Raw genomic sequence first — 26583 nt, forward strand, 5'->3', positions numbered from 1 at the left:
CTATCTTTCTCTTATAGAAAAGACCTTTAAGCAAAATAAGAAAATTAATAAGAAAAAAGGAAGATTCTTGTGACCTCACAAGAGTCTTCCCTCTGCTTCTGCTTTTAAATCTTTAACCGTTTCTCCTTCTATTAATTGCGGTTGATAGTAATTTTCGTTTTGCACGTCTTTTTTTCCTTGAATTTTTTTAATGATCCAATCAGCTGCATCGTGTCCCATTTGTTCTTGGGGATGTGTTAATGTGCTGAGTTTAATGTTTGCATTTTTGGCAATATAAGAATTATCCTGCCCAATAATAGATAGTTTTTCTGGAATCGAGATAGTAAGTTGTCTGCATACATTTACAACCTCTAATGCAACTTCATCGTTATAGCATACAATAGCAGTCATATTTTCTAAATTTTCATCTAAGAACGTCTTCAAGTTTCTATTTAAATCTAACTTTGTCTCCGTAGTATATGAAAAAACATGCTCTGCCTGAAATCGCAGTTTTGCTTCTCCCAAGGCTTTTATATATCCTTTCATACGAAACTTCCCTTGTAAATCATCCATTTTTGCTATAAGCCCTATCTGGGTGTGTCCTTTTGAAATTAATTCGTTTGTAGCGAGATAGCTAGACTGCACATCATCTAAACAAAAGAAGGGAACCTCTAACTCTTCGTAATAAGCATTGACCATTATAAATGGAACATCTTGTTCTTTAAAGGATAAATAGTAAGCAATATTAGGATTGTATAAATTACTTTTCGTCGGCTCAACAATTAATCCATCTACACCAAAGGATAGCATCATTTCTAATGCTTTCTTTTCTTGCTCCACATCATTATTTGTACTAGCTAATAATAACGAATAATCTTCTACATTTAATCTCCCTTCAATCCCGCGGATAATTGACGGAAAAATGTAATCAGAAATATAGGTTGTTATAACACCAATTGTTTTACTATTGGATTTCCCGCTCGTTTTTGACTGATATTGATTACTAACATAAGTACCAGATCCTTTTTCGCTTCTAAGGTATCCATCATTCGCCAATTCTAGAATCGCCTTTCGAACAGTATGCCGGCTCACTTGGTACTTTTCTTGCAGGCTTGATTCAGTAGGAATTTGTTCTCCAACACGATAGTCCCCAGAAAGAATCTTACTTTTTATTTCATCAATGATGATTTGATACTTTAATTTCATTTAACGCACTTCCTTCAATGTTGTTATCCATTCAAATTTGATAATCACGATATTTGTATGGTCATATTCTAGCATATGTATGAATAAAATAAAATAATACCTATCAAACCAGACAAATTACATACAAATATAATATCATCTTTTACTATTATTTTATTGGGTATCGAATCAGTTCTTGTTAAAAATTTAATAGAATCATCAATAGTTCTCTTTGACATTTGTGTGTACATTTATATTTATAATTGACAAAAGTACGTACATATATTAAGGTGAATATGTACTAATGAAACAAATGAATCTCCATTCGATTACAATTGATGAAATCGCTATCAAGGAGGGAATATATGAAAACCAATCAAACAAATACAAAACAAGCAATTGTTGATGGATTAACTTCACTTGGAATTGAATTCGGTTCCACGAGAATTAAGGCAGTCTTAATTGATCATAACTTTGAAACCATCGCATCTGGAAGCTATGAGTGGGAAAATCTTTTAGAAGATGGATTTTGGACGTACAACCTAGTCGATATTATCAATGGTCTCCAAACAGCTTATAGTGAAATGAAGCAAGAGGTTGAACGCAACTATGGTGTCACCATACGAACGGTTGGTTCTATTGGATTTTCTGCAATGATGCATGGATATATGGCCTTTGATAACACTGGCGAACTACTTGTACCCTTTCGGACATGGCGCAATACAACAACTAGCGTTGCCGCAAAAAAATTAACAGATGCCTTTCAATTCAATATTCCAGAACGATGGAGCATTGCCCATCTTTACCAAGCAATATTGAATGATGAACAGCATATTCCACGAATCGAGCATATTACCACTTTAGCTGGCTATATCCACTGGCTATTGACTGGCGAAAAGGCACTTGGCATTGGGGACGCTTCAGGAATGTTTCCAATAGATGAAGCATCACAGGATTACAACCAAGCTATGATTGAGCAGTTTGAAGCATTAATTGCTCCGAAAGAATACCCTTGGAAGCTAAAAGACATTCTTCCTAAAGTTGCAACCGCAGGGGTACAAGCAGGTGTATTAACAGAGGTAGGGGCAAAAATTCTCGATCGATCTCGTAATTTACAGCCAGGGATTCCATTATGTCCCCCTGAAGGCGATGCGGGAACAGGGATGGTCGCAACAAACAGTGTGAGAAAACGCACTGGAAACGTCTCTGTCGGAACTTCTGTTTTCGCAATGATTGTTCTAGAAAAAGAGCTTTCAAAGGTTTATCCAGAAATCGACTTAGTAACAACGCCAGATGGCAGCCCAGTTGCAATGGTTCATGCAAACAATTGTACAAGTGATCTAAATGCATGGATGCGATTATTCCGTGAATCTTTAGAGGCGATGGGCCAAAAGGTTGATATGAATAAATTATTTGAAGCATTATTGAGTACTGCTTTGGAAGCGGACCCAGATGGTGGTGGACTACTAAGCTATGGTTATTATTCAGGTGAAAATATTACAGGTTTAGAAAGCGGACGCCCTCTCTTTGTCCGGTCACCAGAAAGCACATTTAATTTAGCGAACTTTATGCGCACACATCTCTTCTCTGCATTTGGTGCATTGAAAATCGGCATGGATATTTTAACGAAACAAGAAGATGTGGCAATCGATAGCATTTTAGGTCACGGTGGTTTATTTAAAACCCCTGTTGTCGGTCAAAAAATCGTTGCCGCTGCCATGAATACTCCCGTTTCCATAATGGCAACTGCAGGAGAAGGCGGAGCGTGGGGAATGGCTATTCTTGCTTCTTACATGAGGAACAAAGATGAAAATGATAGTTTAGAAGACTTCCTCGACAAGCAAGTATTTAAAGAGGTTGATAAGCAAGAAATGTATCCAGATCGCTTTGACGTAGAAGGATTTGAAGCATTTATTACCCGCTATAAAAAGGGATTAGCTATTGAGAAGGTAGCCGTCGAAAATTTGATTCACGAGTAAGGAGATGGAGGTTTAACATGTTAGAACAGCTAAAAGAAGAAGTATATTATGCAAATTTAGAATTACCTAAGCATGGGCTTGTGAAATATACATGGGGTAACGCTAGTGCCATTGATCGTGAAAGTGGTTTATTTGTTATCAAACCGAGTGGCATTAACTATGAAACAATGAAACCAAGCGATATGGTTGTTATTGATTTAGATGGGAATGTAGTAGAAGGAGACTTTAGACCTTCATCCGACACAGCTACTCACGCAGTACTTTATAAGCATTATCAAGAAATCGGAGGCATTGTGCATACTCATTCTACTTGGGCAACAATATGGGCTCAAGCAGGGCTGGACCTCCCGGCATTGGGCACCACTCATGCAGACACCTTTTATGGGTCTGTTCCATGCGCTCGCTATTTAACCCAAGAAGAAATCGATCGTAGCTACGAAGCGGAAACTGGTAACGTAATCATCGAAACCTTCAAAGAGCGTGGATTAGATATTTTAGCTATTCCTGGAGTATTGCTGCATGGACATGGTCCTTTCACATGGGGCAAAGACGTGCATTCTGCTGTCATGAATAGCGTCGTGTTAGATGAGGTTGCAAAAATGAATTTATTTACACGAGAATTAAATCGTTTTTCAGAAGAATTACCTCAACGAATCTTAGATAAACACTATTTACGCAAACATGGCAAAAATGCCTATTACGGTCAAAAGTAAAATAACTTAAACTACTAAACTAATAAATGGAAAAGAGGGAAATAGAATGTCAACTAATAAAATATTTTGGTTTGTTGTCGGTTCACAACATCTATATGGAGAAGAAGCGTTAGGAGAAGTAAAAGCAAATGCCCAAAGAATGACTGATGCTTTAAATGAAAGCGGAGTCTTGCCTTACCCACTCGTTCTACAGGATTTAGCCGTTAGCTCAGATAAAATCACAAGCATTATGAAAGAAGTCAACTACCGAGATGAAGTCGCAGGTGTCATCACTTGGATGCATACTTTCTCTCCTGCGAAAATGTGGATTCGCGGAACAAAACTATTACAAAAACCATTACTTCACTTAGCAACACAATACAATGAAAGTATCCCTTGGGCAACCATTGATATGGACTTTATGAATCTAAACCAAGCAGCTCATGGTGACCGTGAATATGGTTTTATCAACGCTCGTTTAAACAAACAAAATAAAGTGGTTGTCGGCTACTGGCAGCGAGCACTTGTTCAACAACAAATAGCTGATTGGATGGATGTTGCAGTAGCTTATAATGAAAGCTTTAATATTAAGGTTGCTCGTTTTGGAGATAACATGCGTAATGTTGGTGTTACAGATGGAGATAAGATAGAAGCTCAAATACAATTCGGATGGACAGTAGACTATTTTGCCATCGGTGACCTTGTTCAATACGTGAACGCTGTTACAGAAGATGAGATAAATGATCTATTTGCCGAATATGAAACACTTTATGAATTTGATTATGGCACATACAGTAAGGAAGAATGGGAATCTAGTGTAAAAGTCCAAGCAAGCTACGAAATTGCGATTAAGCGCTTCCTTGATGACGGTGGATACAACGCCTTCACTACGAACTTCGAAGATTTATATGGCATGAAACAACTTCCAGGTCTTGCCGTTCAACGTTTAATGGCACAAGGTTACGGCTTTGCTGGTGAAGGAGATTGGAAGACTGCTGCTCTTGATCGTTTATTAAAAGTAATGAGTCATAACCAATCAACAGGATTTATGGAAGATTACACATACGAATTAGCCGAGGGACAAGAAGCCGTTCTTCAATCTCATATGCTTGAAGTAGACCCAACTTTAGCAAGCAACAAACCAAAGATTATTGTTTCTCCATTAGGTATTGGCAATCGTGAAGACCCAGCTCGTCTAGTATTTGATGGAAAAGCTGGTGATGGGGTAGTTGTTTCCATGGCAGACTTTGGTACCCATTTCAAACTTTTAATTAATGAAGTTACTGCATTTGAGCCAAACATACCAGCACCAAACCTACCAGTAGCTCGCGTTCTATGGGACATTAAACCAAATTTCCAAGATGGTGTTAAAGCTTGGATCGAAAATGGCGGCGGTCACCATACAGTAGTATCCTTAAATTTGACAACAGACCAAATTATTTCCTATGCAAAACTAGTTGATTTAGACTATGTTGTCATTAAGTAAGGACTAAACGGATTACATCTAATTATTAATCATATGCAGTTCGCCCCCTACCTCTCCATTTAATTAGAAATAACTTAGATAGGGGAAACTGTCATACAAACATGGTCAACTAATGATCGGTAGGAGAAGAACCCTCGCTCTGAAAAAAAATTAATGCAAAACCCTGGAGCTTAAGAGATGGGACAAGGGGACTGTCCCCTTGTCCCATCTTTCTCCTTCATTCAATTAGCCTATTCCTCCTGATCCGCCATTGGAATTAACGCGATTGTAATGAATAACTTCTCCTAATTTTTCTGCTTGTTTGTTTTCATCAGGGGTCGTCATGCCAGATTTCTTTTCGAAATATAACACTAACCCTACCACTATGGCTATTGGTGCAAATAACAATAAGAATATCATTGTAACACCTCCGAAATCATCTTAGTATATATATATATACGCTTTTGGTTTGCCATTAGTTTCATTTAATAATAGATATTCTTTTCGGTCTAATAGAGACATGATTCCCCCAAACAAGCCCATGGTGTAAGTACACCAAAGGAATGGATTATAAATCTCCCACCCTACTGAACAATCTATATTATTGACTTCTTATTAGCTTATTACTTCTAGAAGGTGATGGATGTCTTCTGTTGATTTTGCATAAAAATCAGCGTGATTATTGGATCTTATCGTAAAATAAACATTATGCAATTTCCCAGAGTAGCCGTAAGTTATTAGATTTGCATATTGATGAGGATTTAGCTGTACTTGGATAGTAATCGCATTTGAATGATACTGCCCTGTTGGATCAAAGGCTGTCTCCTGAATGGAATGTACTAGAGCATTTTTATCAAAACTGTCGATAGCGGAAAGTATTTGCTTATTGGTATGCATGTCGTTTTTCCCTCCTTTTCTTTTATAGCTATATCTTACTCTAGATATTAGTAAAGCGCTTAACTTTGCATACTATTTCACATATATTTCATAATTCTTATATGTAACACACGATTTGAACAAAAAGCGATATACTTCTTACAGGATGGAGGTTGGTTGTGTGGTACGTCTTATACCAAATATAATTTCTGGCATTAGAATCCTTTTATCATTGATTTTATTATATTTCCATAGCGGATTGGGATTTTGGATTATTTATTTTATCTGTGGCATTAGCGATATGTTCGATGGTTTTCTTGCACGTAAATTTCAAGTCACAAGTAAACAAGGGGAAGTTTTAGATTCGGTTGCAGATATGACACTAGTAGCCATTGTTGCTATTATTATCCTTCCATCTATTATCCTTCCTATGTGGATATGGAGTATAATAATCCTTATTGGATGGATAAAAATCTGTACAATGGTTATAGGCTATTATAAATTTCACACATTTGCTTCTATTCATACGTATGGAAATAAACTAACTGGTATTTCCTTATTTTTCTATCTTCCATTTTTGTTAGTACAACCTAGTTTTTTTCTATATATACTTTTAGCAATAGCTCTATTGTCAGCAATGGAGGAGTTACTTTTACAATTCTTATTAAAAGAAGGTTCAAGAGATAGGAAGAGTATTTTTTTACTAGATTGATTAAATGAAGGGAGACGGTTCTCCTATTCAATTGTCAAGACTAAACATTACTCCAAAAAGCAAAATGTCTCGCTAGAACCTTCCCTCTCCTTCCCTTTTTATTCCTTTGACAACTAGCAGACTTGTTTTTATAATTAATGAGGAATGTAATAATAAAACGTAGGTTGTGGATTTTTCTAGAGGGAACTCTATTTTCGCCACACAATTGTCAGAAGACATTTGTGTGGCTTTTTTATGTGTTCAAAGGGAGGAGAAAACAATTTTGAAAAAATGGCAATATGCTTTAATCGTTTTTTTAGGTGGCTGCTGTTATGGAATATTATCGACATTTGTTAAATTCGCATACGCAGCTGGATTTACAGTGGCTGAAGTCACAGGAGCACAATATTTATTTGGAACCTTCATTACTTGGATACTTGTTTTGTTTACAAAAAAGGATAAAATCACCCGTATTCAAGCTATCAAACTACTATTATCCGGCATTCCGTTTGGTTTGACGGGAATCTTTTATTATCAAGCATTGCAAACAATAAATGCATCATTTGCAATTATTCTCCTGTTTCAGTTTGTATGGGTTGGCACGCTTTTTGAACAAATTATTTATAAGAAAAAGCCTACAAAAGAGAAGGTAATAGCAATAATCATTCTCCTGTTTGGCTCTGTCCTTGCAGGAGGTATTTCTTTAGAAGGAGGAAGGAATATTTCCTGGCAAGGTGCTGGATGGGGATTACTCTCTGCATTCACATTTGCTACATTCATTTTTCTTAGTGGATCAGTCGGGAAAAACACCTCTCCCTTACTAAAGAGTGGTCTTCTTTCCGCTGGTGGTGTAATCGTTGTTTTTCTAGTGTTTCCACCTGTTTACTTAGTTGATCTGCCTACTTTAATAGGGGTAGCACCATATGGATTACTGCTCGGACTTTTTGGAGCAGTTCTCCCGCCTCTTCTTTATTCCATTGGAATGCCAAAAATCGGACCAGGACTTGGCACCATCTTAACAGCATCAGAGCTTCCAGTAGCTGTCTCCATGTCTGCGCTAGTTTTGGGAGAACCTGTCAACATATCACAATGGATTGGTGTGGCACTAATATTAGGGGGAATTGCATTTAGTAATGTTCAGCTTTCAAAGGCTAAAATGTTGGTAGAATATTAACATACTATATGGAGAGACGGTTCTTGTGAGATTACAAGAACCGTCCCTTTGTTTTCTGTAAAAAACGATGGGTAAAGCCTTCTTTATGAAAAGCCAACCACCCTAAATTATTTTTCGTATCAATCATCGAACCATTCGGCAAAACATGATGGGAGATTATTTCTTTCCATAGATATGCAGAAGTTGCTTCCTTTTCATGAATGACATAATCATGTCCGCAATAGCGCGACAGCTTCTTCTCCTCCTTTGCTCGACTATGTCTAAGCAGGAGCAGACTTTTTAAAGCAATTCCTGATACCCCATCAAAAGACTGATTTTTTATTGGGCTACTTGTAAATTGATAAATAGTACGCGTTTCTTCATGTTGAAAATACACCTCCGCTTGAATGGAAGAGGCCATATGAGCATCTCCGGATAAGATAATACAGTGACTTGGATTCCATTCTGCTATTTGTTGATGGAAAAAGGAAAATCCTCTTCCGTTGAATTTCCACCATTCCAAATCTAAACTCCTTTGCAGTGATGGTAGAATATTAGTAAGTGGCATTACATAATTTTTCAAAAAAGATTCAATCATATGAACGCCGTATAATGGAGTAGCAGAAATAATTACTAATGGCGTATGAGAATGCCAGCCGCTCGCAAATAATAAATCCGATAAATGCCTCCATTCATTTTTGCGAATTAAATTTGGTCCATTTGTCCGCTGTTTAAGCACATTTCCGACAACATAAGTTTGTTCCGCTGGATAGGCACGTTGGGTTCTGGTATCTAATACAAGGCTTCGTGGATTGGTTGGTGTAACATAGCTCCAACCACGAAAGGATAATAGTGTGTATAGCCACTCTTCATATGCTGGTGTATTCGCTTTTAGCTTTTTCGTATAATTACTTATTTTTGGAATGAATGACTCTGGAAAAGCAGCCGGATCATTTCCCCAGCCTTGAAAAGCCCAATAGGCAGTTAAAGCATTGACAATAACATGATTTCCGAGCGGTGAACTAGCCACTTTTTCCTGCCATTCCTTTGTAATATTCCAGTCATCTGTTACATCATGATCATCAAATATCATATAAGTAGGGATATTCGCCAATAAACGACGTACATTTGGCAGACATTGCTGGAACATTTCCGCTTCCTTTTGCTGTTCAGTGTATTCTTTTTTTAATGTACTTATTTTTCTTTCATTTATTTTATCCTTCGCTTTCTCTCCTTCCAGATAAATCTGATTATCTTTTAAATAGTCATCAAATCCCTTTAGATACTCCTTCCTTCTTGCCAGCTCCCAAATTTCAGGATTCCAGCTCATGACGTACATAGCTGCATACTCTCCAAGTGCCAAAAGGTGATTTGCAGCATTTCGCGAAGTAAATTGGCAGTATTTATTGATAATTTCTTGTCTCCCATTTATTTGATTGATGGCTGTTTGGAGTGCTTTGTTTTTAAGGTCCTTACATAATTCCCTCCATGGTTCTTCCTTCCCTATTAGCTGCTTACCCAATAAGGATAAAAAGGGCGCTATTGGCGCTGGGACATCATCTGCATATATTTGATCGCCTGTTAGAAAAAGAGCACTTGGCCTTTTCTCCAAATGAAAATAGGACTCCTGCAGTTTTTCATCCCCCAAACATAATGCATCTTCTCCAATTCCATGCAGCTTGCGACAGGATCCATATAATATATTTCGTTCATCTGTTTCTGGAATAAAAAATGTGGGATAGTGTAGGGTTCCATAGCAAATAGATGCTGGATTATTGGGGGATAATAATTCGAAATCACTTAAATCATACGTATCGATACCTTTTTTAAATTCCATATTGTATCCTATCAAGGTTTGAGTGGGAAACCTTTCTGATTGTGGCTGGATTTTAATCAAATAGATATATAAATGTTTCCCTAACCGAACAATTTGTGTATCAGCTTTACTTGCAATTGGCTGATAATCATATTCTTCTGTCTCTTGATTGCGTTGAATGGCATAAAGATTTGCGTTTAATCGATATTTCTCACTTAATGCAATCCACAGATAGGCGCAAGTTTCCTCCACTCTGCGCACCATTGGGCCAGACAAAATTAACGGCAGATTCATCATTACCACCATCCATTTCAGTTCTCTTACATCCTATTCAGAAAAAGGAGGGGATATGAGGGGACAAGGGGTCAGGTTCCTTGTCCCACTCACCTGATTGAAGTATATCCCGTCCTTTGTTATGATGGGGAGAGGAACCTTATTTCAATAATAATGGAGGAAACTTCCGTGAACGATAAGCAGACAAATGAGCAAGAAGGAAAAAAGAAAATTAGCTTACAAGAAGCAATGAAGCAACAGTTAGCAAATAAAATGCAGCAAGGACAAGGCGAAAAAGCAAGCTTGAGCGGCAATCAGAAAACGAAGAAAATGAAAAGCCAGCTAACGAAAAAACCAAATAATCAAAGAAAACGCATGGGTGTGTAATGAACGGGCAAAATAGAAAAGACATCACTCCAGGCGTTCACGTTGAAATTGTCCTAAAACAAGACCAAAGAACCGGGAAGCGAACAGCAGGCATTGTAAAAGATATATTAACAAAGTCAGCCTCCCATCCACATGGAATTAAAGTTCGTTTAGAAGATGGACAAGTAGGACGAGTGCAGTTGATTAAAAAGGGATAAAAAAGAACAATCACGTTTTAAGATTTTTATAACGTGATTGTCCTTTTTCTTTTATGGGGCTTAACCTTTTTAGCTTACTTGCAGAATTAATGATGAGAAAATATCTCTTTTTCTTGTCCTGTAAGAAATTAATCTCTCAATTCAACCGAGTAATACCGTTCAGCTGGTTCATCTGTATTTTTCTCAAAAAACAATTTATATTCTCCTAAATCATAATATAGGTAATATCCACTACTTACTTCACTATAATCCTGACTAGTTGGTTTTCCTAAGTATTCGATAATTTCATCCCCCGTTAGGAAAATGGGAAGGTAATAGGAATTTATTGGAGAATCTGAATACTCTTCATAATCATAAGGAACGCCAAATCCAGCTTGATAATCATCATAATAGATAAGATAGCCTCCTTCTGTTGATACTCTCCAGTCAGGCTGTCCAATTTGATCTTCTATAAGAGAACCAATTGGATCATGTAGGGATATATCAATACCTGCAATCATTCCATTTTTTGCATTTGGCAAAAAGTCCGAATGCCTTATCTTTTCATTATTTAACAATGCAGCAGATTGATCTAATTCAACTGCTTCTGCAGAATCTAATTCGCCCGCTTCAGATTCACTAGATTCCAAAACGTCATCATAATGATCCTCTTCCTTTACTTCCTCTAACGGTCCCTCATCCCAATCATTTACACCATATAAATCAAATCCTGTGATTTTAGAAACTACAACATGATAATTTGGAAACTCTCCCTCTTCTTCTTCCCCAAAAAAGTCCGTAATACTATTTGATATCATAATCATCGCATAGCCTTGTTCCTCTGTTAAACGATAGTAATAGATTTCTTTATAATCGGTTGTTGTATAATGGAGGGCATCGTTTTTTCTCTCTTTTTCCTCATGATCTTCATCTAAAAATGAGCTGTCTGTCGGAAGTAGTTTCTCTCCCAAACTACGAATTTCCTCCTTCGCTCCATCTATATAAAAATTCATAGCTTCTATTTTTTCTTTCTGGTCATAGTTTATGTATATCGTTTCTCTTTCTTCCTTTAACAGCAAAAAATCCTTCTGACCATTTGATTCATATATTGGTTCACCATACAAAGAATAGGCTACTTGTATATCCTCCCCAAGCTTCGGATACTCTAGCTCTAGTAATAAGGACACTTCATCTTTACCTAAAATCTCCTTACTCTTTTCTACTGGTGCAGAAATATTCAGATATATAACATCAAGCTTCCACAATATAACTAACGTTAGCAGCACCGTTAATACTACTATATTCATAATGATTAAAATCTTTTTCACTGTTCCCCTCACTACTTTCTATATCTTTTGTACTGCTATTAGTCTATCATATATGGAAGAAAGTTGAAAAAACACATTTGTTTTTAACGAGGGCACTGAAAAGTCTAGTTCTCCAAATAAAATGAGGTTTTATTTATTTGAAAGCGAATAATAAGTTGGTTTGGAGAGGCGTCCGCTCGACTCCTACGGGAGATGCGAGAAAGTCCGAGACCCTGCAGGAGCGTAGCGACGAAGCGGCTCGGCGCTCGCCCCGTGGAAAGCGAGCGGTAAGCCTCGGAAAACAAAAACCTACACTAAGTTAGAAAGGTTTGGTAACTACCGATTCACCAGGTAATTCACTTTTTCAGTGGCCTCGTTTTTAACTAGTTGTTCTTTTAATTAAAGAAGGAACCGTCCTTCTGCTTGCTTCTATTTCATAAAAGCAATGTTATCGTTTAATAGAATGATGACTGCTCTCAATTTACTAGAAGATTGGAATCCGATAAAAGAAGCATTACATATGCTGAAATCAGATAGAAAGAAGGAAATGTGGATGACAGAGACAAACAAGGCAATTATCATCGGAGGAGGCATTGCTGGGAAGCTTGCAGCCAGAGTGTTATCAGACAAATTTAAAGAGGTAATTATCCTAGAAAAGGACCAAAAAAGTATGGATCCAACACCACGAAAAGGTGCAAGACAGGGAGAACATCTGCATGCCCTTCTTCACGCTGGACAATATGGAATGGAGGAACTTTTTCCGGGTATTACAGAAAAATTCTACAGCAGTGGTGCTATCAAGATTAATTCCACAATGGATTTATCATGGTATCATCATGGCGGATGGAAGCTACGTTATGACGGAGGATATACAACGACCCTCCAAACTCGCCCACATCTTGAATACCATATTGAGCAATACATAGAGCAGATTCCTAATATTACATCCAAATACCAAGTAACTGTTAAAAACTTTTTATATCAAACAGACGAGTACAGAATCAATGGAGTTGAAATACAATTACCAAACAAAAAAACCGAACAAATCTATGCTGATCTCATTGTGGATACTAGTGGTGCAACCAGCTTAACATCCACTTGGCTGCATAAAAAAGGAATCACAATTCCCCAAGAAAAAGTAGAAATCGGTTTAACGTATGTAAGTCAAAAATTCAATCTTCCTGAAAATCCCAAGAGAGACTGGAAAATAAAATTAATCTATCCTAATCCTCCCCAGGAAAAAGTGGGCGGAACGATTTCAAAAGTAGAAGGTGATCAATATATTGTTACGATGATCGGCTATCTTAACGCTATTTCCGAAAAAGAAATTATAAAAAAAGATGATGGATTTTTAGAGCTTGCAAAAAAATTACCTAAACTAGATATCTATCATGAGCTGCTCCATGCAACACCCTTAACTAAGCCCTCTATTTACCGGGTTCCACAGATTAAGTGGAAACGAATAGACAAGGTAAAAGCATTTCCAAGTGGGCTTTTGCTAATGGGGGATACGATTTGCAGAATTGATCCTGTCTTTGGTCAGGGGATGAGTATTGCTGTATTAGAAGCACTGGCGCTGCAGAAAATACTTCAAGAGCAGAAGGGTTCCTTGCAGGAAACCATTACCGCTTTTCATAATAAAGTTGCAAAGATTATTGCCCCGATTTGGAAGATGGTTATTACCGAGGATTTCCGCTATCCCGATATCATAGGAAAGAAACCAATAGAGTTAAAGATTCAACAATGGTATGCCAAGCAAATTTACCTATTGTCTACGGAAAAACGGGATATCTATGATCATTTTATAAAAGTCATGAATTTAGTAGAACCCATTAGCTTCTTAATGAAGCCACGGATTTTAGGTAGTGTATTAAGATTAAGGCGCATTTTTGTGAAATAGGATGAAGAATCGTTCCCCTGTTTCCCTCCAAATTAATAAAGAAGCAAAAGAACTAGCCTTTGCTTCTTTACTCTACTTATTTAGAGCTGGAACAAGGAACCTGCCCCCTTGTCCTACTATTTAAATAATAAAATCTTACCTACCGTACCGTCATTGCTTTCGCCAACTACGCGAATTTTCAATCCAGTAGTAGGGATGTTACGCCCTGCTTCTAGGTTTCCTGGATTGCTGTAATCTGCGCTGTCATCAAAGAGTGGAGTTCTCTTTGTAAAGTTATCTTTCAATGTTGTGCCATTAATAGCGGAATAATCTAAAAGCATTTTGCTTGATTTACCTAAGCTAAAGGCTGCATCGTTTAATTGATAACGTGTAGTTCCAACCACTCCATCACTCCAGTAATTAGTATGCTGATCAGCATCGACTACTCCTAAATAACCATCTCCAGGATGAATTCCTGTCCAGTTATCTCCATATGCTTCATCTACGTACCAAACAACAAGACCTGGATCGTAGCTCATTAAGCTAGCACCGCGGCGAATATGAGAAAGGCCTGCATCTACTCCATTGTGGGATCTCCATTCTAATAGATAATAATGTTTAGAATAGAATTTACCTTCATCCTTCTTAAATCCATCCAAAGTAAAGACAGAGTCACCTTCTGCATCATCTATTACTACTTCTGCACCATCAACTGTTACCTTAATATCATCTACATAGAATCCAGAATTAGCTACAGCTACGTCTGTCCAATAATTAAATTCTACTTCCACCTTTTGTCCAGCATATGCGCTTAAATCAAAGGATGCATCCACCCATTCTCCATTTGTGCTTCCTGTAATACCATTACCTGGGTTTTGAGCATTTGGATTTTCCGTTGTTGTAATGTTCCCTTTAATGGACGTTCCATTTACTTTTACAGATGCATAATCCCAATCTGCTTCAATATCATACCAAGTTTTAAACGTTAACTCTGCACTTGTTGCATTCGTTAGGTCTAATGTAGTTTTCATGGAATTATCCAAATTATTTCCACTGCCACCAAAATACTCATATTGACCACTTGCTGGTATGTTTACATCGGTTGTTTTATCCGGAAGATTAATACGAACAGCATCATTATTTGTTCCTTTTGTTACTGCTTCGTCTAATAAAAGCTCTGTTCCTTTGCTTGTAATATCTTCCACATTTAAGGTTGGACCACTTAACCAATTACCTCCATGTGCTCCTTGCAAATATTCCTTTGCATAAGCACTGAATCCACTTGGTTCTGTTCCAGGAACATCACCAGCCCAGCTTCCACTTGCCATAATCGACCAATAAGCTACTGCTTCACCGCCACCACTATATTGCGTATCATACTCGTCAGGCAAACCTAAATCATGGCCGAATTCATGAGCAAATACACCAGCTGCTCCATCTTCGGGTTCAATTGTATAGTCATACGCACCAAGTAAACCACCAAAACGATCACTATTAGAAGTTCCACCAGGTACAGCAACTAGGTTTCCTAGATTCCAGCGATGGGACCAAATAGCATCTCCTCCCAATGCACCACCACCTGCTTCTTCACCAACACCTGCATGGATAACCATTAAATGATCGATGATACCATCTGGCTCATTATAAACACCATCACCATCATAATCATCACGATCCCATACATCGTATTCGCTTAAATTTACATTAGGGTCTTGTCCAGCCTTTGTTAATGCTTCATATACTAGCTCACGAGGACGTGCATCACTATCATCTGGTCCAGGATAATTCCCTCCATAATAAGCTGCTTCATGATCAGCTGTATACCAGCCAGCAACTTCCCCTTCTACCGTATAGCTTCCGCCAGATTGCTCTTCATAAAATTGTTTCATCGAGACAAGGTTTTCGCCATTCGGACCTTCATAGCCATCTTCTCCAAAAATCATATTTTGGAAATGGTCATGTGTGTAGTCTTCATAGAACATATCTGTTTCCTCTTTGGTAATTGAGCTTTTTTCATAATCCGGGAAATCTATTGCTAAAACAAGCACTTTATCTTCACGAACTTCCCCGTTATATGCTTCTTCTTCTACTGAATCAACCTTATTTTTCTTTGCCTGCCCTAATTTATTTCCCTTGCCTTTTTGAAGACTAGTAGATGCTTCTTTTTCGCCCTTTGTTTCTAATTCAGCTAAGGCTTTTGGCAATTTATCCTTTGTTTCCTTTTTGACCCCTTCCGCTTTACCCTTTAAATATTTTTGCAGAGCTTCTTCTGCTTCATTTTGGCTTGCATTTTTTGCTAATTTTCCTTCTTTTTTCAGCATCTCAATGATTCGCTCATCATTAGCAATGCCTAAATCAATCGGGGCCCCTCCATAATTGGAGGCAACTTCCTTATAAACTGCTTCTGCAGCAGCCTTCTCAGGAGGCCCATATAATCCTAGTGAGAGGGTACTTATTCCAAGTACCGCTGCCAATGCTGTTTTTTTAAGCTTCTTCTTAACCACTAATAAATCCCCCTCTAGCAAGTATGTAATTATTACAAGATTCAATATTCTAAATTAATATTCAATTATCCTTTTTATTTTTTTAAAATAGTACTTTTATATCAGAAAATTTTCTGTTTTTAAAATTTTCTCTTTTGATTACCTATAAACATTCCAACTTCCTTACTAGATTGATTGTTTTCCATTCATTTTCTTAGAGACTATCCTTAAATAAGTTCATTCCATTCATAAATTAGACTATTTCTTTTCTAACGGGTAAACTTATTTTGTGTCTCAAACTATATGAAAATATTAATGTGAAGAGGAGTTACTATAGTGATAAAGAAGTTATTGTTGAAGGGGGTGTGAATTTTGTACAGGAAAGAAAACTTGCTATAACCTAAAAAAAACGTAAACTCGAGTCGTTTACGTTTTTCTTCTCAATCGTCATTCCCCTCCTCGATACCAGCGTGGGACAAGGAACCTGACCCCATGTCCCAACCAACCTCACTTCAACCCCGTCAGCGTAATTCCCTTTATAATATGGCGTTGGAAGATCAAGAAGACGATGATGAGTGGAACGACGGCTATCGTTGCGCCTGCCATGACGATTTCCCAATAGGTTTGGTTTTCGCCAGAGAAAAAGGCAAGTCCGACTGGCAGTGTTCGCATTTCTTCTGTTTCGATGACGATAAGGGGCCATAGATAGGCATTCCAGTTTCCTAGGAAAGTGAAAATACAAAGTGCTGATAAGGCTGGATAAACCTGTGGGATGGCGATTTGAAAGAAAATCTTGAATTCATTTAATCCATCGATTCTTGCTGCATCAAGCAAATCATCTGGGATAGATTCCATAAACTGCTTCATCAGAAAAATGCCAAAAGCTGATATGACGCCTGGAAACATAATTCCCCAGTAAGTATCGACCCAGCCTAAATCGGTAGACATGATATACCAAGGAATAATTAGCATTTCGGTCGGAATCATAAGAGAGCTTAGGATGAATAAAAAGATAATATTTTTCCCAACAAACGAAAATTTAGCGATAACATAGCCAACAAGAGTGTCAAATAAAGCAACACTTAAGGTAGTAATAATTGCAACGATAAAACTATTAAAAAACCATTTATTAAATAGCGTATCTACCATGATTTTTCGATAATTGTCTAAAGTAGGATGGTCAGCAAGCAGCTTTAGTCCATATACTTCAGATGGCGGTTTAAAGGACGTTGATACCATCCAAATAAATGGAAACAACATAAAAATTGCACCCACGGTTAGTAGAATATAGACAATCGATTTTTTAAAGTACCTTCTTTTTTTCAAGTCTTCACCCCCACACCTTTCTAGTATTCAAATTTCTTCGTTAATACCTTCATTTGAATAATGGTTATGATTAAAATAATAATAAATAACAGAACGGTTGCAGCAGAAGCTAGGCCCATATCAAAGTGCTGGAATGCTAATTCGTAAATATAAAGCACAACCGATATCGTTGAATTCAGTGGTCCACCCTGTGTCATATTTTGGACCTGTGTAAAGGTTTGTAAGAAGCTAATACTTCCAATGACAGCGGAAAATACGATTGTCGGATTTAATAAGGGTAAAGTAATATGAATAAATTTATTCCAGCTATTCGCCCCATCTATTTCTGCTGCTTCATAGAACATTTTCGGAATATTTTCAAGGCCAGCTAAGAAGATAATCATCTGGAAGCCTAAGCCTTGCCATATCATTGTTAAGATAATAATATAAATCGCCTGATCCGGTGATTTTAGAAAAAGCTGGGCCTCAAAGCCCCATTTCATCAGGATATCATTCACAATCCCGTTGTTCATTAGAATCCATTTGAAAACCCAGCTTACGGCAACAATGCTTGTCACATAAGGAATAAAGTATATCGCTCGGAACACACCGACAAATTTATTGATTCTTTGCAGCAGTAAAGCTACCCCTATCCCGCACAGCAACTGCCCAATGACACCAAATACAACATAGATGAACGTATTTACTAGTGCTTTTCGAAAAATTTCATCTTTAAAAAGAGTCATATAATTATCCATTCCAACAAATGGTTTTTCCTCCGAAAGAATATCCCATTCCCGGAATCCTATATTAAAGGTATAAAGTGTTGGCAAAAATCGAATCGAAATAAAAAAGAGAAGAGGAATAAGCAAGCAAGTATACACAAATATATATTTTTGCTGTTTTAACGTGAATCTAGCAGTCTTTTTTTTGACAATAGAATCGTTCTTACTAGTCATGGAGCCCCCTCCTTTCTGAATAAAGAAAGACGAAATTCGCCTTTCTTTATCCCATCAGATTTACTTTTTACTCCAATAGTCATCGTAAAGCTTCTGTGATTTAGCCGCAAATTCATTATAAGCATCCTCAATAGAAACCCCATTTAGCAATACTTCATTCACCGCATCAATAACATACTGTCTCTGCGCGGTTTCGTCGACATAGAATTGTGCATTCGCATAAGGAAGCTGTTCAATAAATGGACCATATAGCGGATCATTTACGTATTTATCTTGTGTTGCTACCGCTTCTTTTGCTGGCAGTTCCCCTACCTCATCAATCCAGCGTTCCATCACTTCATCACTTGTTAAAAACGCTAAGAATTTTTTCGATGCTTCTAATTTTTCCCCTTCTACTTTTGCAGTAATGCCATTTGCCCAGAATGATGATTGGGTTGCTTTCTCTTTATAGGATGGCAGTGGCGCAACTCCATAATTTAAATCAGGTGCATCTGTAGCCAATGTTCCCAGACGGAAGGAGCCATCAATATTCATCGCTGCATTGCCTGTTTTAAATGCTGTTACATCATCTGTATAAAACCCGCTTTCCCCAACCTTATGCTTGGATCCAAATTCCACTAAATACGTAAATGCTTCTAACCCGGCAGGAGTATCATCCCAAAGAATTTGCTTCCGATCCTCACTTAATCCTTGACCACCAGCCTGATAAACTAAGGCATCATAAAACCAGTTGTTCAACTGAGCTCCTATTTCGTATGCCATCCCTTCTGTTACTAACTTTCCATTTTCTCTGACTGTCAGCTTTTTCGCATAATCTACTAATTCATCCCATGTTTCTGGTGGACTGTTCGAATCTAAGCCTGCTTTTTCGAAAAGATCTTTGTTATAAAAAAGCGCCAGTGTACGAACAGCCGTTGGAATTGCCCAATACTTATCATCCAATTTCGCTGCATTTACTAAGGAGAAGTATTCACTTTCAATTTGATCTACCGGGAATGTATCTTCCGGAAGAGGCTGTAAATAACCTGAATCAATGTATTTCGGAAGCCAGCCATAATATAAATTAATGACATCTGGACCTCTTCCAGCTGGAACTAATGTAGCCACTTTTTCATTGTATTGCTCATAAGGGAAGGTTGTTTGCTTTACTTTGATACCTGGATTTGCTTCTTCAAATTCTTTAATAAGCTCATCCATTAAATCAACTTTAGCCTTATAGGCATATTGCCAGTATTCAATGGTTACTGTATCCCCTTCTTCTCCCCCAGATTCCTTTCCTTTTGAACAGCCAACAACTACCATTAACACTATGAGAAAAAGAAAAACACCTAACATTTTTTTCAATAGAACCCCTCCTATTAAACAAGTTATTTATTATTACTTAACACGTTGTAGCTGTTATGGTGTAGTAGCTGTTTATAAGAAGTAAATTTCTGTCTATATGTTTCTACTTCTTTAGAAAAAGCCTCTACATGTTGAGTGGAGCGTATCCGCTGCCTCTCTGTTTCTTTCGGATTAGGACCTCCTAGTACGGAGCGAACAAGGACAAATTGATAGGGATCAATCGCATTTTTATAATGTGCTTCTGTAAAAACAAGTGGTGTACCCAATATTTCCTTGGCAATTTGTTTAACCAATTCAGCAGAGCCATCATTTATTTTTTTCCCAGAGCTAGATAATTGTTGGACTAAAACACTGGCAATTTGATGAGAATCACGGAAGGATAAATGGCATTCTCTTACAAGCACATCTGCTAATTCCGTGACGGTGGAAAAGCCTTCACAGCAACGGGTAAAGAGCTTATCTACATTCACCTCCATAGATTTAAGAATTTCTGTCAATAATTCGATGATTTGATAAGAATGAGAAAAGCCATTAATAAGAATAGGTTGAATGTCATCCCCGATATCGACAATGTCCCCAAAAGGTGCATTATGTGGCATCATAAATACGGCGTTTATTTCTCCAATTGTTCTACTAATAAGGGATTTGGTATGTTCTAAGGATGATGGATTTCGTTTTTGAGGCATGATGCTTGATGTTTGCACTAAGCTTTCATCTAGCCTGATTGCATCTACTTCATTTGTCGTAAAAAACATAAGATCATGTGTAAAGCGGGACAAGGTGCTTAAGGCAATTTTGATTACACTAGCTATTTCAAGCATATAATCTGCGGCACTAATCGAATCATAGGAATTTTCCATCGCTTTATCAAAAGCTAATTGTGTTGCCATAAAAGGACGGTCAATTGGAAAGCCAGAAGTACCTAGAGCAGCAGCACCCATTGGCGACTGATTTATTCTTTTTAAAAGAGAAAAGCCTCTCTCCAGATCTCTCTCTAAGCTACTATCTATGGCTAAAAGATAATGGGCCAAAGTAGTCGGCTGTGCTTGCTGATTATGTGTATAGGCTGGCATAATCGTTCGTTCATGTTCTTTTGCAAGACCCAGCAATACCTTTTTTAATTCGATAAGCACGGTGAGAAAATGCAAAAGCTTTTCACGAGCTAACATCCTGTACATGGTAGCATCCATATCGTTTCGACTGAAGGCAATATGCATATTCCCTACAAGCTCTTCGCCGATTTCTTGTTTTAAATCTTCTTCTATCATAAAAAATAAGTCTTCAAAGATAGGATCATAATTCTTTCCATAGCCTTTCGCTAATATGCCTTGATTCGCTTTAATGATTTTTTCGGTATCTGCGATTTTTAAGATTTTTTGGCGGGCTAACATGGTAGCATGTGCGATATTAATTTCTAATAAGTAGGGAAGGAAATGTTGCTTGGTAAAATCGTAGGTAGGTTCTAGGATATGATTTACATATATATGTGATCTACTGTCTGGCATTCAGCTGCTTCACTCCCATCTCTAAATTGAGTAAACGGCGTGCATTGTTCCCAAAGATATTCTCCATATCATCCTCTCTCATATTAATTTCTCTGCATACTCTTACCTGATCTTGTAAATATCGATAGGAAAAGCCTCTCGGAAAGCCATTGGAATCTGTGCCAAATATAATTCTTTCTGGTCCAATCAATTCAAATGTTTTTCGAAAGAGCGTCTCTAAATCTAATGGATATGGCATCCATCTTACCCACTGATTAGAGCCAGATGTATCGACATAAACATTTGGGCAGCTCCAGCATAAATGTAACAGATCTTTGAAGTAGCCTGCACCAAAATGAGGAATAATGATTGGAAGATCTGGGAATTCTCTTGCTACTTGAAAAATCGCAAGGGGAGACATATTTTGATGTTCCACTATTCCACCAGCTCTGCCTAACAATCCAAAATGAATTAAAACTGGCAGTTGGTTATCTGATAAATATTGCCAAACTGGCATTAAGGCTTCATCATGCAACGGTCTATTCACAAGGGGCCCAAACATTTTATAGCCTTTTAATCCTAATTGTTCAATCGCTCTTTTTAGCTCGGGCAGAGCATCGCTACTTTCGATAGAATGATGAGCAAACCCGATAAATCGGTCTGAATGCTCGCTAATTTTCGCAGCCATATCATCATTGTCTTCTGCCGTAAGAAAGTTCATGACTTCTACACCATATGTATCGAGCTCTGCTAGCCATCGATCCATGAGCGGGATTGCTTTTTGCTCGTCTGTTTCCTCTGAAGGATGGGGAAAATCCCAAGTTAACCTCATTCTTTCTGATCTTTCTGCATTATAGGCATCCCCCGTTTTGGATCTTTTAATAAAACTACTGCCTTTTTTCGCAGGTAAATGCCCATGAATATCAACCACTTTAAAAGCATTATGAAAGAGCATGTATATCTCCCTTCTAATCTATTTTTTCAACTAGACAATAATGCATGTTTTTTCATACAAAGAACGGTTGCGCCAAGCAAGGAAGCATATGGCAGCTTTGTTAGCATTACCGTTGTTCTACTTTGTTCAGGCAGATAATGCTCGATTCTCGCTTGTAGTTTTGGCAAAAACCAATGGCCTGATTTGGAAATCCCTCCCCCTAATACGATGCATTCAGGATTAAGCAATGCAGCAACATTTATTAAAGATACAGCAAGATGATCCAAAGCCTCGTTAATGATTTTAGCCGCTAGTGCTTCTCCTTCGATTGCCTTTTGAAATATTTTCTCCGCATTCTCCTTCTTTGTAGCAGAACCGCTTTGATACTGTTTCACAATAGACGGACCACCTACCTGATTTTCGAGAAAACCATAGCCCTCAAACACCGATTCAAATCCTTGGCTTGCCTGATCTTTATTAGTAATCATGTAGCCTATTTCTCCAGCTGCATATTGACCACCGCGAAATAATTCTCCATTAATTACAATTCCGCAGCCTACTCCTGTTCCAATCGTTATTAAAACTACATGGGATTTATCTTTAGCAGCACCTTTCCAGCACTCTCCCAACACCGCCATATTCACATCATTTTCAATGTAAATCGGGAAAGGAAAATGCTCTGCCATCTCCCTTTTCAATGGATAGTGGAGCCACCCTAAGCTTGGTGCTTCCATCACGATTCCCTGATTCGAATCAGTAATTCCCGGCGCACCAATCGCCAAAGCCAACACCTTCGTATGACATATATTTTTGTCTTCTAGCATTGCATTTACTTCATTAACTAGTAAAAGAATAAAATCTTTCTTCAATCCATCCTGTGTATCGATTTTTCGATGAAGAATCAAGCCACCATCCAAATCCATAATCGCTAGTTCTGTCGAGGTTCCGCCAATATCAATGCCAATGGTATATTTAAATTGTTTATCAAAGACTAAATGAACCGGTTTTCGTCCCCCTCTCTTTGCTGCCTTTTTGCTTTCTTTTTCAATTATCCAGCCTTCTTCCACCAGTTCATCTACCAATGCCGATATAGTCGGTTTACTTAGCTTCAACCTTTTTGCCAAACTTGCTCTGGAATAAAGATTATCTCCTTCGATAATTTCTTGTAGCACTTTTCTTTTATTAATTGTCTTCAAGTAGTTGGGAGTTCCTGATTGCAATATACTCATCCATTCCTCCATTCATGGCAGTTAGTAAACCTTCCTTACTTCTTGAATAGTCTATGACTCGCTAGAATGTAATATGTTTGTAAATTTTCCGAGGGACAAATAGTGGTTTATTACTTTTTTGAAAAAAAGTTAACTATAGAAGTATCTTTATGGGGATGAACGATTTTTTTCTGATGAGGAAAGCTAAATGTGGGGTTGCTTTTTGGGGTGAACGCCTCTTTTACAACATGATGCAATGCTAGATGTGGTTTTCATTTCCGGGATGAACGCCTTTTTCACTACTTTCAATCCTAATTGTGGTTTTCATTTCCGGGATGAACGCCTTTTTCACTACTTTCAATCCTAATTTTGGTTTTCATTTCCAGGATGAACGCCATTTTTACTTCCCACATTCCTAATTTTGGTTTTCCTTTCCACAATGAACGCCGCTTTCATTACTCACAATGCTAAAAGCGGCTTTCATCTCCAATATGAAAACCGCTTCCCTATCTCATGTATTATTAACATTCATCGCAGACTGATTGTATTTTTTTAACAACCTTGCAAATGTCTCTCGTTCTTCTTCTGACCAAACATTGGTAACTTCTGCTACTCTTTTCTTTCTAAACTGTTTTTCTTTTTTAAATTCTTCTAATCCTATATCGGTTATCTGGAGTGTATAGGCTCTGCCATCTGTTTCATCTGGAATTCGGAACAAGTAGCCTTTCTGTTCCAGTGCTGCTGCCTGCCTACTTACTGTGGAAACATCTAGTTGAAATTCAGTTGCTAGCGCTTTAACACCAGCTGGCCCTTTTGTCACTATTTCATGTAATAACAGATATGCTGACCGATCAAGATTACCATTTTTTTTATGGGAAGACGTGTGTGTAATGCGACGTATCAGAATGGATAATTCAACCTCTAGTTCTTCCAACGATTCTTCATGCATAGATTAACTACCTCACCGTTTCAAAATATTTCTATAAAAATATGATAGCACACTTATTTAATGATTTGTAATGGACAGGGGAAGCTCCATTTCTGAAAATAGAATTGACGTTTTGAAATATAGTTGTATAATACAATTATATAGTTTCCTTATACAACTATTTTTTAAAAATCTAAGGGGGAAAGAAAATGCTAGCCCGTGATATTATGGTAAACCAAGTATATAAAGTGAAGGAAAGCGACACCGTCCGTTCTGTTATCGAAAAATTTATTGATTACAAAATTAGCGGTCTTCCAATAGTCAATGATCGAAATGAAATTGTTGGTTTCATCAGTGATGGAGATGTGTTGCGCTATATTGGTAAACATGATGATCATATTATCGACAGTATTTATTATGCTGTGGTAATTAAAGGCGATGATGAAGATTTTAACCAGAGATTACAAAGTCTCTTGCATTTGAATGTAATGAAAATCGCGAAGAAAAAAGTTGTAAAGGTAGCTTGGGATGAAAAAATAGAAGTGATTGCGGCTTTACTAGGTAAGAAGCAAATAAAAAAAGTGCCCGTTGAAAAAAACGGAATTTTAGCAGGCATTATTAGCCGCGGAGATGTAATACGGAATTCTTTTAAGGAATTAATCTAATACATTTTGAACCAAAGGGATAATAGAAAAAGGGGAGATTTATCCATGCCATCTTTACAATCTGTATCAGCAGATTCAACAAAAAATAATGTAAATACGAGGACTGAAGCTAGCTTGTTAAAACAGCCGAAAGCAGTATGGGCTGTATTTTTTGCTGGGATTATCGCCTTTATGGGTCTCGGTCTCGTTGATCCAATCCTTCCAGCGATTGCAGAGAAGCTTGATGCCTCACAAAGTCAAGTAACCCTGCTCTTCACTAGCTATAATGCGGTAATGGCCGTAGCAATGCTCATTACTGGGATGATTTCATCAAGACTTGGAGTTAAGTGGACACTTATCTTAGGAATAGTAATCATTGCTGTTTTCTCTTGCTTAGGCGGACTTTCAAATGGTATCTGGACACTTGTGGGACTACGCGGCGGATGGGGTCTCGGAAATGCGCTATTTGTAGCAACTGCGCTCGCCGCGATTGTATCTCTATCAAACAGCGGTACTGCAAAAGCAATTATTCTTTATGAAGCTGCTATTGGACTAGGAATCTCTGTTGGGCCTCTTCTAGGTGGCTGGTTAGGGGCTATGTCTTGGAGAGGTCCTTTCCTAGGTGTCGCAGCTTTAATGGTTATTGCCTTTTTTGGTATTTTAATTTTAATGCCAAAAGCTACATTACAGAATAACACGGTTAAGCCAAAAACATCTTTAGCAGATCCGTTTAGGGCACTAAAACACCGTTCCTTGCTTATATTCGGGATTGCTGCTGCATTATATAATTTTGGATTTTTCACATTGTTGGCCTATGCTCCTTTTGTTATGGGCTTAGATGAACATGGATTAGGCTTTGTATTCTTGGGCTGGGGAATTTTATTAGCTGTAACTTCTGTCTTTATGGCACCGAAATTACAAGAGCGCTTCGGTACAGTGAAATCTATGTGTGCCATGTTAACATTGTTTGCAGTAGTGTTAGTTGCGATGGGGATTTGGACATCGACACAATGGGTAATTATCGTAGCGGTTATTGCAGCTGGTGCTTTATTAGGTAACAATAATACACTGATTACAACTGCTGTAATGAATGCAGCTCCTGTTGAACGCTCAACTGCTTCAGCAGCATACAGTTTTCTACGCTTTATAGGTGGTGCCATTGCACCTTTTACAGCTGGTAAATTAGCGGAAATTTTCAATCCATCTGTACCATTCCTAGTAGGAGCAGGATTTGTGTTAGTTTCCGTAGTATTCATCTGGTTTAATAGTAAGCATGTAAGCCATGTAGATGAATTAGGTTCTGGACATTAACACTAAATAGTTAGTGAATATTCGAAATCATTCTAGAGGCTGGGACAAATCTAAATAACTAATCTTTAAAGACGAACAATCTCTAATTTAGCTCTTAAATAAAGCTACTTTTTCATATTAGTTAT

23 protein-coding genes are annotated in these 26583 nt (G+C 37.7%); 10 read left to right on the plus strand and 13 right to left on the minus strand.

The window, feature by feature from the left end:
- Window positions 1–75: 75 nt before the first annotated feature.
- Window positions 76–1185, minus strand: a complete 1110-nt coding sequence (locus ACTNDN_RS18365) for a GntR family transcriptional regulator (RefSeq protein WP_251629031.1) — start codon at window positions 1183–1185, stop codon at window positions 76–78.
- Window positions 1186–1529: 344 nt separating this feature from the next.
- Between ACTNDN_RS18365 and ACTNDN_RS18370 the strand changes: the two genes are divergently transcribed.
- The 3 genes from ACTNDN_RS18370 to araA are packed head-to-tail and all read left to right on the plus strand — an operon-like array spanning window position 1530 to window position 5321.
- Entirely contained in the window at window positions 1530–3143 is a 1614-nt protein-coding gene (locus ACTNDN_RS18370; protein WP_251629033.1) for a xylulokinase, read from the plus strand.
- A gap of 17 nt (window positions 3144–3160) precedes the next feature.
- The gene (locus ACTNDN_RS18375; protein ID WP_441131720.1) at window positions 3161–3856 is read left to right on the plus strand and encodes an L-ribulose-5-phosphate 4-epimerase; all 696 of its coding nucleotides are present in this window, start codon (window positions 3161–3163) and stop codon (window positions 3854–3856) included.
- Window positions 3857–3902: 46 nt separating this feature from the next.
- Complete coding sequence (araA, locus tag ACTNDN_RS18380) at window positions 3903–5321, plus strand: L-arabinose isomerase (protein ID WP_031538853.1); 1419 nt, start codon at window positions 3903–3905, stop codon at window positions 5319–5321.
- Between the two features lie 225 nt (window positions 5322–5546).
- Here the strand turns inward: araA and ACTNDN_RS18385 are convergent, their stop codons facing one another.
- Both ACTNDN_RS18385 and ACTNDN_RS18390 read right to left on the minus strand, forming a co-directional pair.
- Window positions 5547–5720, minus strand: a complete 174-nt coding sequence (locus ACTNDN_RS18385) for a hypothetical protein (RefSeq protein ID WP_441131722.1) — start codon at window positions 5718–5720, stop codon at window positions 5547–5549.
- 195 nt (window positions 5721–5915) lie between these two features.
- Complete coding sequence (locus tag ACTNDN_RS18390) at window positions 5916–6197, minus strand: hypothetical protein (RefSeq protein WP_441131724.1); 282 nt, start codon at window positions 6195–6197, stop codon at window positions 5916–5918.
- A gap of 160 nt (window positions 6198–6357) precedes the next feature.
- On the opposite strand from ACTNDN_RS18390, the gene ACTNDN_RS18395 reads away from it, so the two are divergent.
- Both ACTNDN_RS18395 and ACTNDN_RS18400 read left to right on the plus strand, forming a co-directional pair.
- Window positions 6358–6888, plus strand: coding sequence for a CDP-alcohol phosphatidyltransferase family protein (locus tag ACTNDN_RS18395; protein ID WP_441131726.1), 531 nt, complete (start codon window positions 6358–6360; stop codon window positions 6886–6888).
- Between the two features lie 262 nt (window positions 6889–7150).
- Window positions 7151–8041 carry an EamA family transporter gene (locus tag ACTNDN_RS18400; protein WP_235251960.1) on the plus strand — a complete coding sequence of 297 codons (891 nt, stop codon included), beginning with the start codon at window positions 7151–7153 and terminating at the stop codon, window positions 8039–8041.
- A gap of 31 nt (window positions 8042–8072) precedes the next feature.
- Here ACTNDN_RS18400 and ACTNDN_RS18405 read toward each other — a convergent pair whose 3' ends face one another.
- Window positions 8073–10133, minus strand: a complete 2061-nt coding sequence (locus ACTNDN_RS18405; protein WP_441131728.1) for a hypothetical protein — start codon at window positions 10131–10133, stop codon at window positions 8073–8075.
- A gap of 150 nt (window positions 10134–10283) precedes the next feature.
- Here ACTNDN_RS18405 and ACTNDN_RS18410 point away from each other — a divergent pair, with 150 nt between their 5' ends.
- Both ACTNDN_RS18410 and ACTNDN_RS18415 read left to right on the plus strand, forming a co-directional pair.
- Window positions 10284–10496: a hypothetical protein gene (locus tag ACTNDN_RS18410; RefSeq protein WP_035416599.1), complete on the plus strand. Its 213-nt coding sequence runs from the start codon at window positions 10284–10286 to the stop codon at window positions 10494–10496.
- Window positions 10496–10693: a YwbE family protein gene (locus ACTNDN_RS18415; RefSeq protein ID WP_031538847.1), complete on the plus strand. Its 198-nt coding sequence runs from the start codon at window positions 10496–10498 to the stop codon at window positions 10691–10693. The genes ACTNDN_RS18410 and ACTNDN_RS18415 overlap by 1 nt, the downstream gene beginning before the upstream one ends.
- A gap of 128 nt (window positions 10694–10821) precedes the next feature.
- On the opposite strand, the gene ACTNDN_RS18420 is transcribed toward ACTNDN_RS18415, so the two are convergent.
- Window positions 10822–12000 carry a hypothetical protein gene (locus ACTNDN_RS18420; protein ID WP_441131729.1) on the minus strand — a complete coding sequence of 393 codons (1179 nt, stop codon included), beginning with the start codon at window positions 11998–12000 and terminating at the stop codon, window positions 10822–10824.
- Between the two features lie 532 nt (window positions 12001–12532).
- On the opposite strand from ACTNDN_RS18420, the gene ACTNDN_RS18425 reads away from it, so the two are divergent.
- Complete coding sequence (locus ACTNDN_RS18425; protein WP_441131731.1) at window positions 12533–13879, plus strand: FAD-dependent monooxygenase; 1347 nt, start codon at window positions 12533–12535, stop codon at window positions 13877–13879.
- A gap of 116 nt (window positions 13880–13995) precedes the next feature.
- On the opposite strand, the gene ACTNDN_RS18430 is transcribed toward ACTNDN_RS18425, so the two are convergent.
- The 8 genes from ACTNDN_RS18430 to ACTNDN_RS18465 all read right to left on the minus strand — a co-directional run bounded on the left by ACTNDN_RS18430 (window position 13996) and on the right by ACTNDN_RS18465 (window position 24524).
- Window positions 13996–16362 carry an immune inhibitor A domain-containing protein gene (locus ACTNDN_RS18430; protein ID WP_031538844.1) on the minus strand — a complete coding sequence of 789 codons (2367 nt, stop codon included), beginning with the start codon at window positions 16360–16362 and terminating at the stop codon, window positions 13996–13998.
- Window positions 16363–16848: 486 nt separating this feature from the next.
- Window positions 16849–17667, minus strand: a complete 819-nt coding sequence (locus tag ACTNDN_RS18435; protein WP_031538843.1) for a carbohydrate ABC transporter permease — start codon at window positions 17665–17667, stop codon at window positions 16849–16851.
- A gap of 20 nt (window positions 17668–17687) precedes the next feature.
- Window positions 17688–18605, minus strand: a complete 918-nt coding sequence (locus ACTNDN_RS18440; RefSeq protein WP_048716840.1) for a carbohydrate ABC transporter permease — start codon at window positions 18603–18605, stop codon at window positions 17688–17690.
- 60 nt (window positions 18606–18665) lie between these two features.
- A complete protein-coding gene (locus ACTNDN_RS18445; RefSeq protein WP_048716851.1) occupies window positions 18666–19940 on the minus strand; it encodes an extracellular solute-binding protein in 1275 nt (424 codons plus the stop codon).
- A gap of 32 nt (window positions 19941–19972) precedes the next feature.
- On the minus strand, window positions 19973–21454 hold the full coding sequence (gene argH, locus ACTNDN_RS18450) for an argininosuccinate lyase (RefSeq protein WP_048716843.1): 1482 nt from the start codon (window positions 21452–21454) through the stop codon (window positions 19973–19975).
- Window positions 21441–22388: an amidohydrolase family protein gene (locus ACTNDN_RS18455; RefSeq protein ID WP_441131733.1), complete on the minus strand. Its 948-nt coding sequence runs from the start codon at window positions 22386–22388 to the stop codon at window positions 21441–21443. The genes argH and ACTNDN_RS18455 overlap by 14 nt, the downstream gene beginning before the upstream one ends.
- Before the next feature lie 26 nt (window positions 22389–22414).
- A complete protein-coding gene (locus ACTNDN_RS18460; RefSeq protein ID WP_441131734.1) occupies window positions 22415–23596 on the minus strand; it encodes an ROK family transcriptional regulator in 1182 nt (393 codons plus the stop codon).
- A gap of 490 nt (window positions 23597–24086) precedes the next feature.
- Complete coding sequence (locus tag ACTNDN_RS18465) at window positions 24087–24524, minus strand: MarR family winged helix-turn-helix transcriptional regulator (protein WP_031538834.1); 438 nt, start codon at window positions 24522–24524, stop codon at window positions 24087–24089.
- 188 nt (window positions 24525–24712) lie between these two features.
- Here ACTNDN_RS18465 and ACTNDN_RS18470 point away from each other — a divergent pair, with 188 nt between their 5' ends.
- The gene (locus tag ACTNDN_RS18470) at window positions 24713–25168 is read left to right on the plus strand and encodes a CBS domain-containing protein (protein ID WP_031538833.1); all 456 of its coding nucleotides are present in this window, start codon (window positions 24713–24715) and stop codon (window positions 25166–25168) included.
- Window positions 25169–25213: 45 nt separating this feature from the next.
- Window positions 25214–26458: an MFS transporter gene (locus tag ACTNDN_RS18475; protein ID WP_441131736.1), complete on the plus strand. Its 1245-nt coding sequence runs from the start codon at window positions 25214–25216 to the stop codon at window positions 26456–26458.
- Window positions 26459–26583 lie beyond the last annotated feature (125 nt).

Source organism: Niallia sp. HCP3S3_B10 (assembly GCF_052064465.1).
GTDB lineage: Bacteria > Bacillota > Bacilli > Bacillales > Cytobacillaceae > Niallia > Niallia hominis.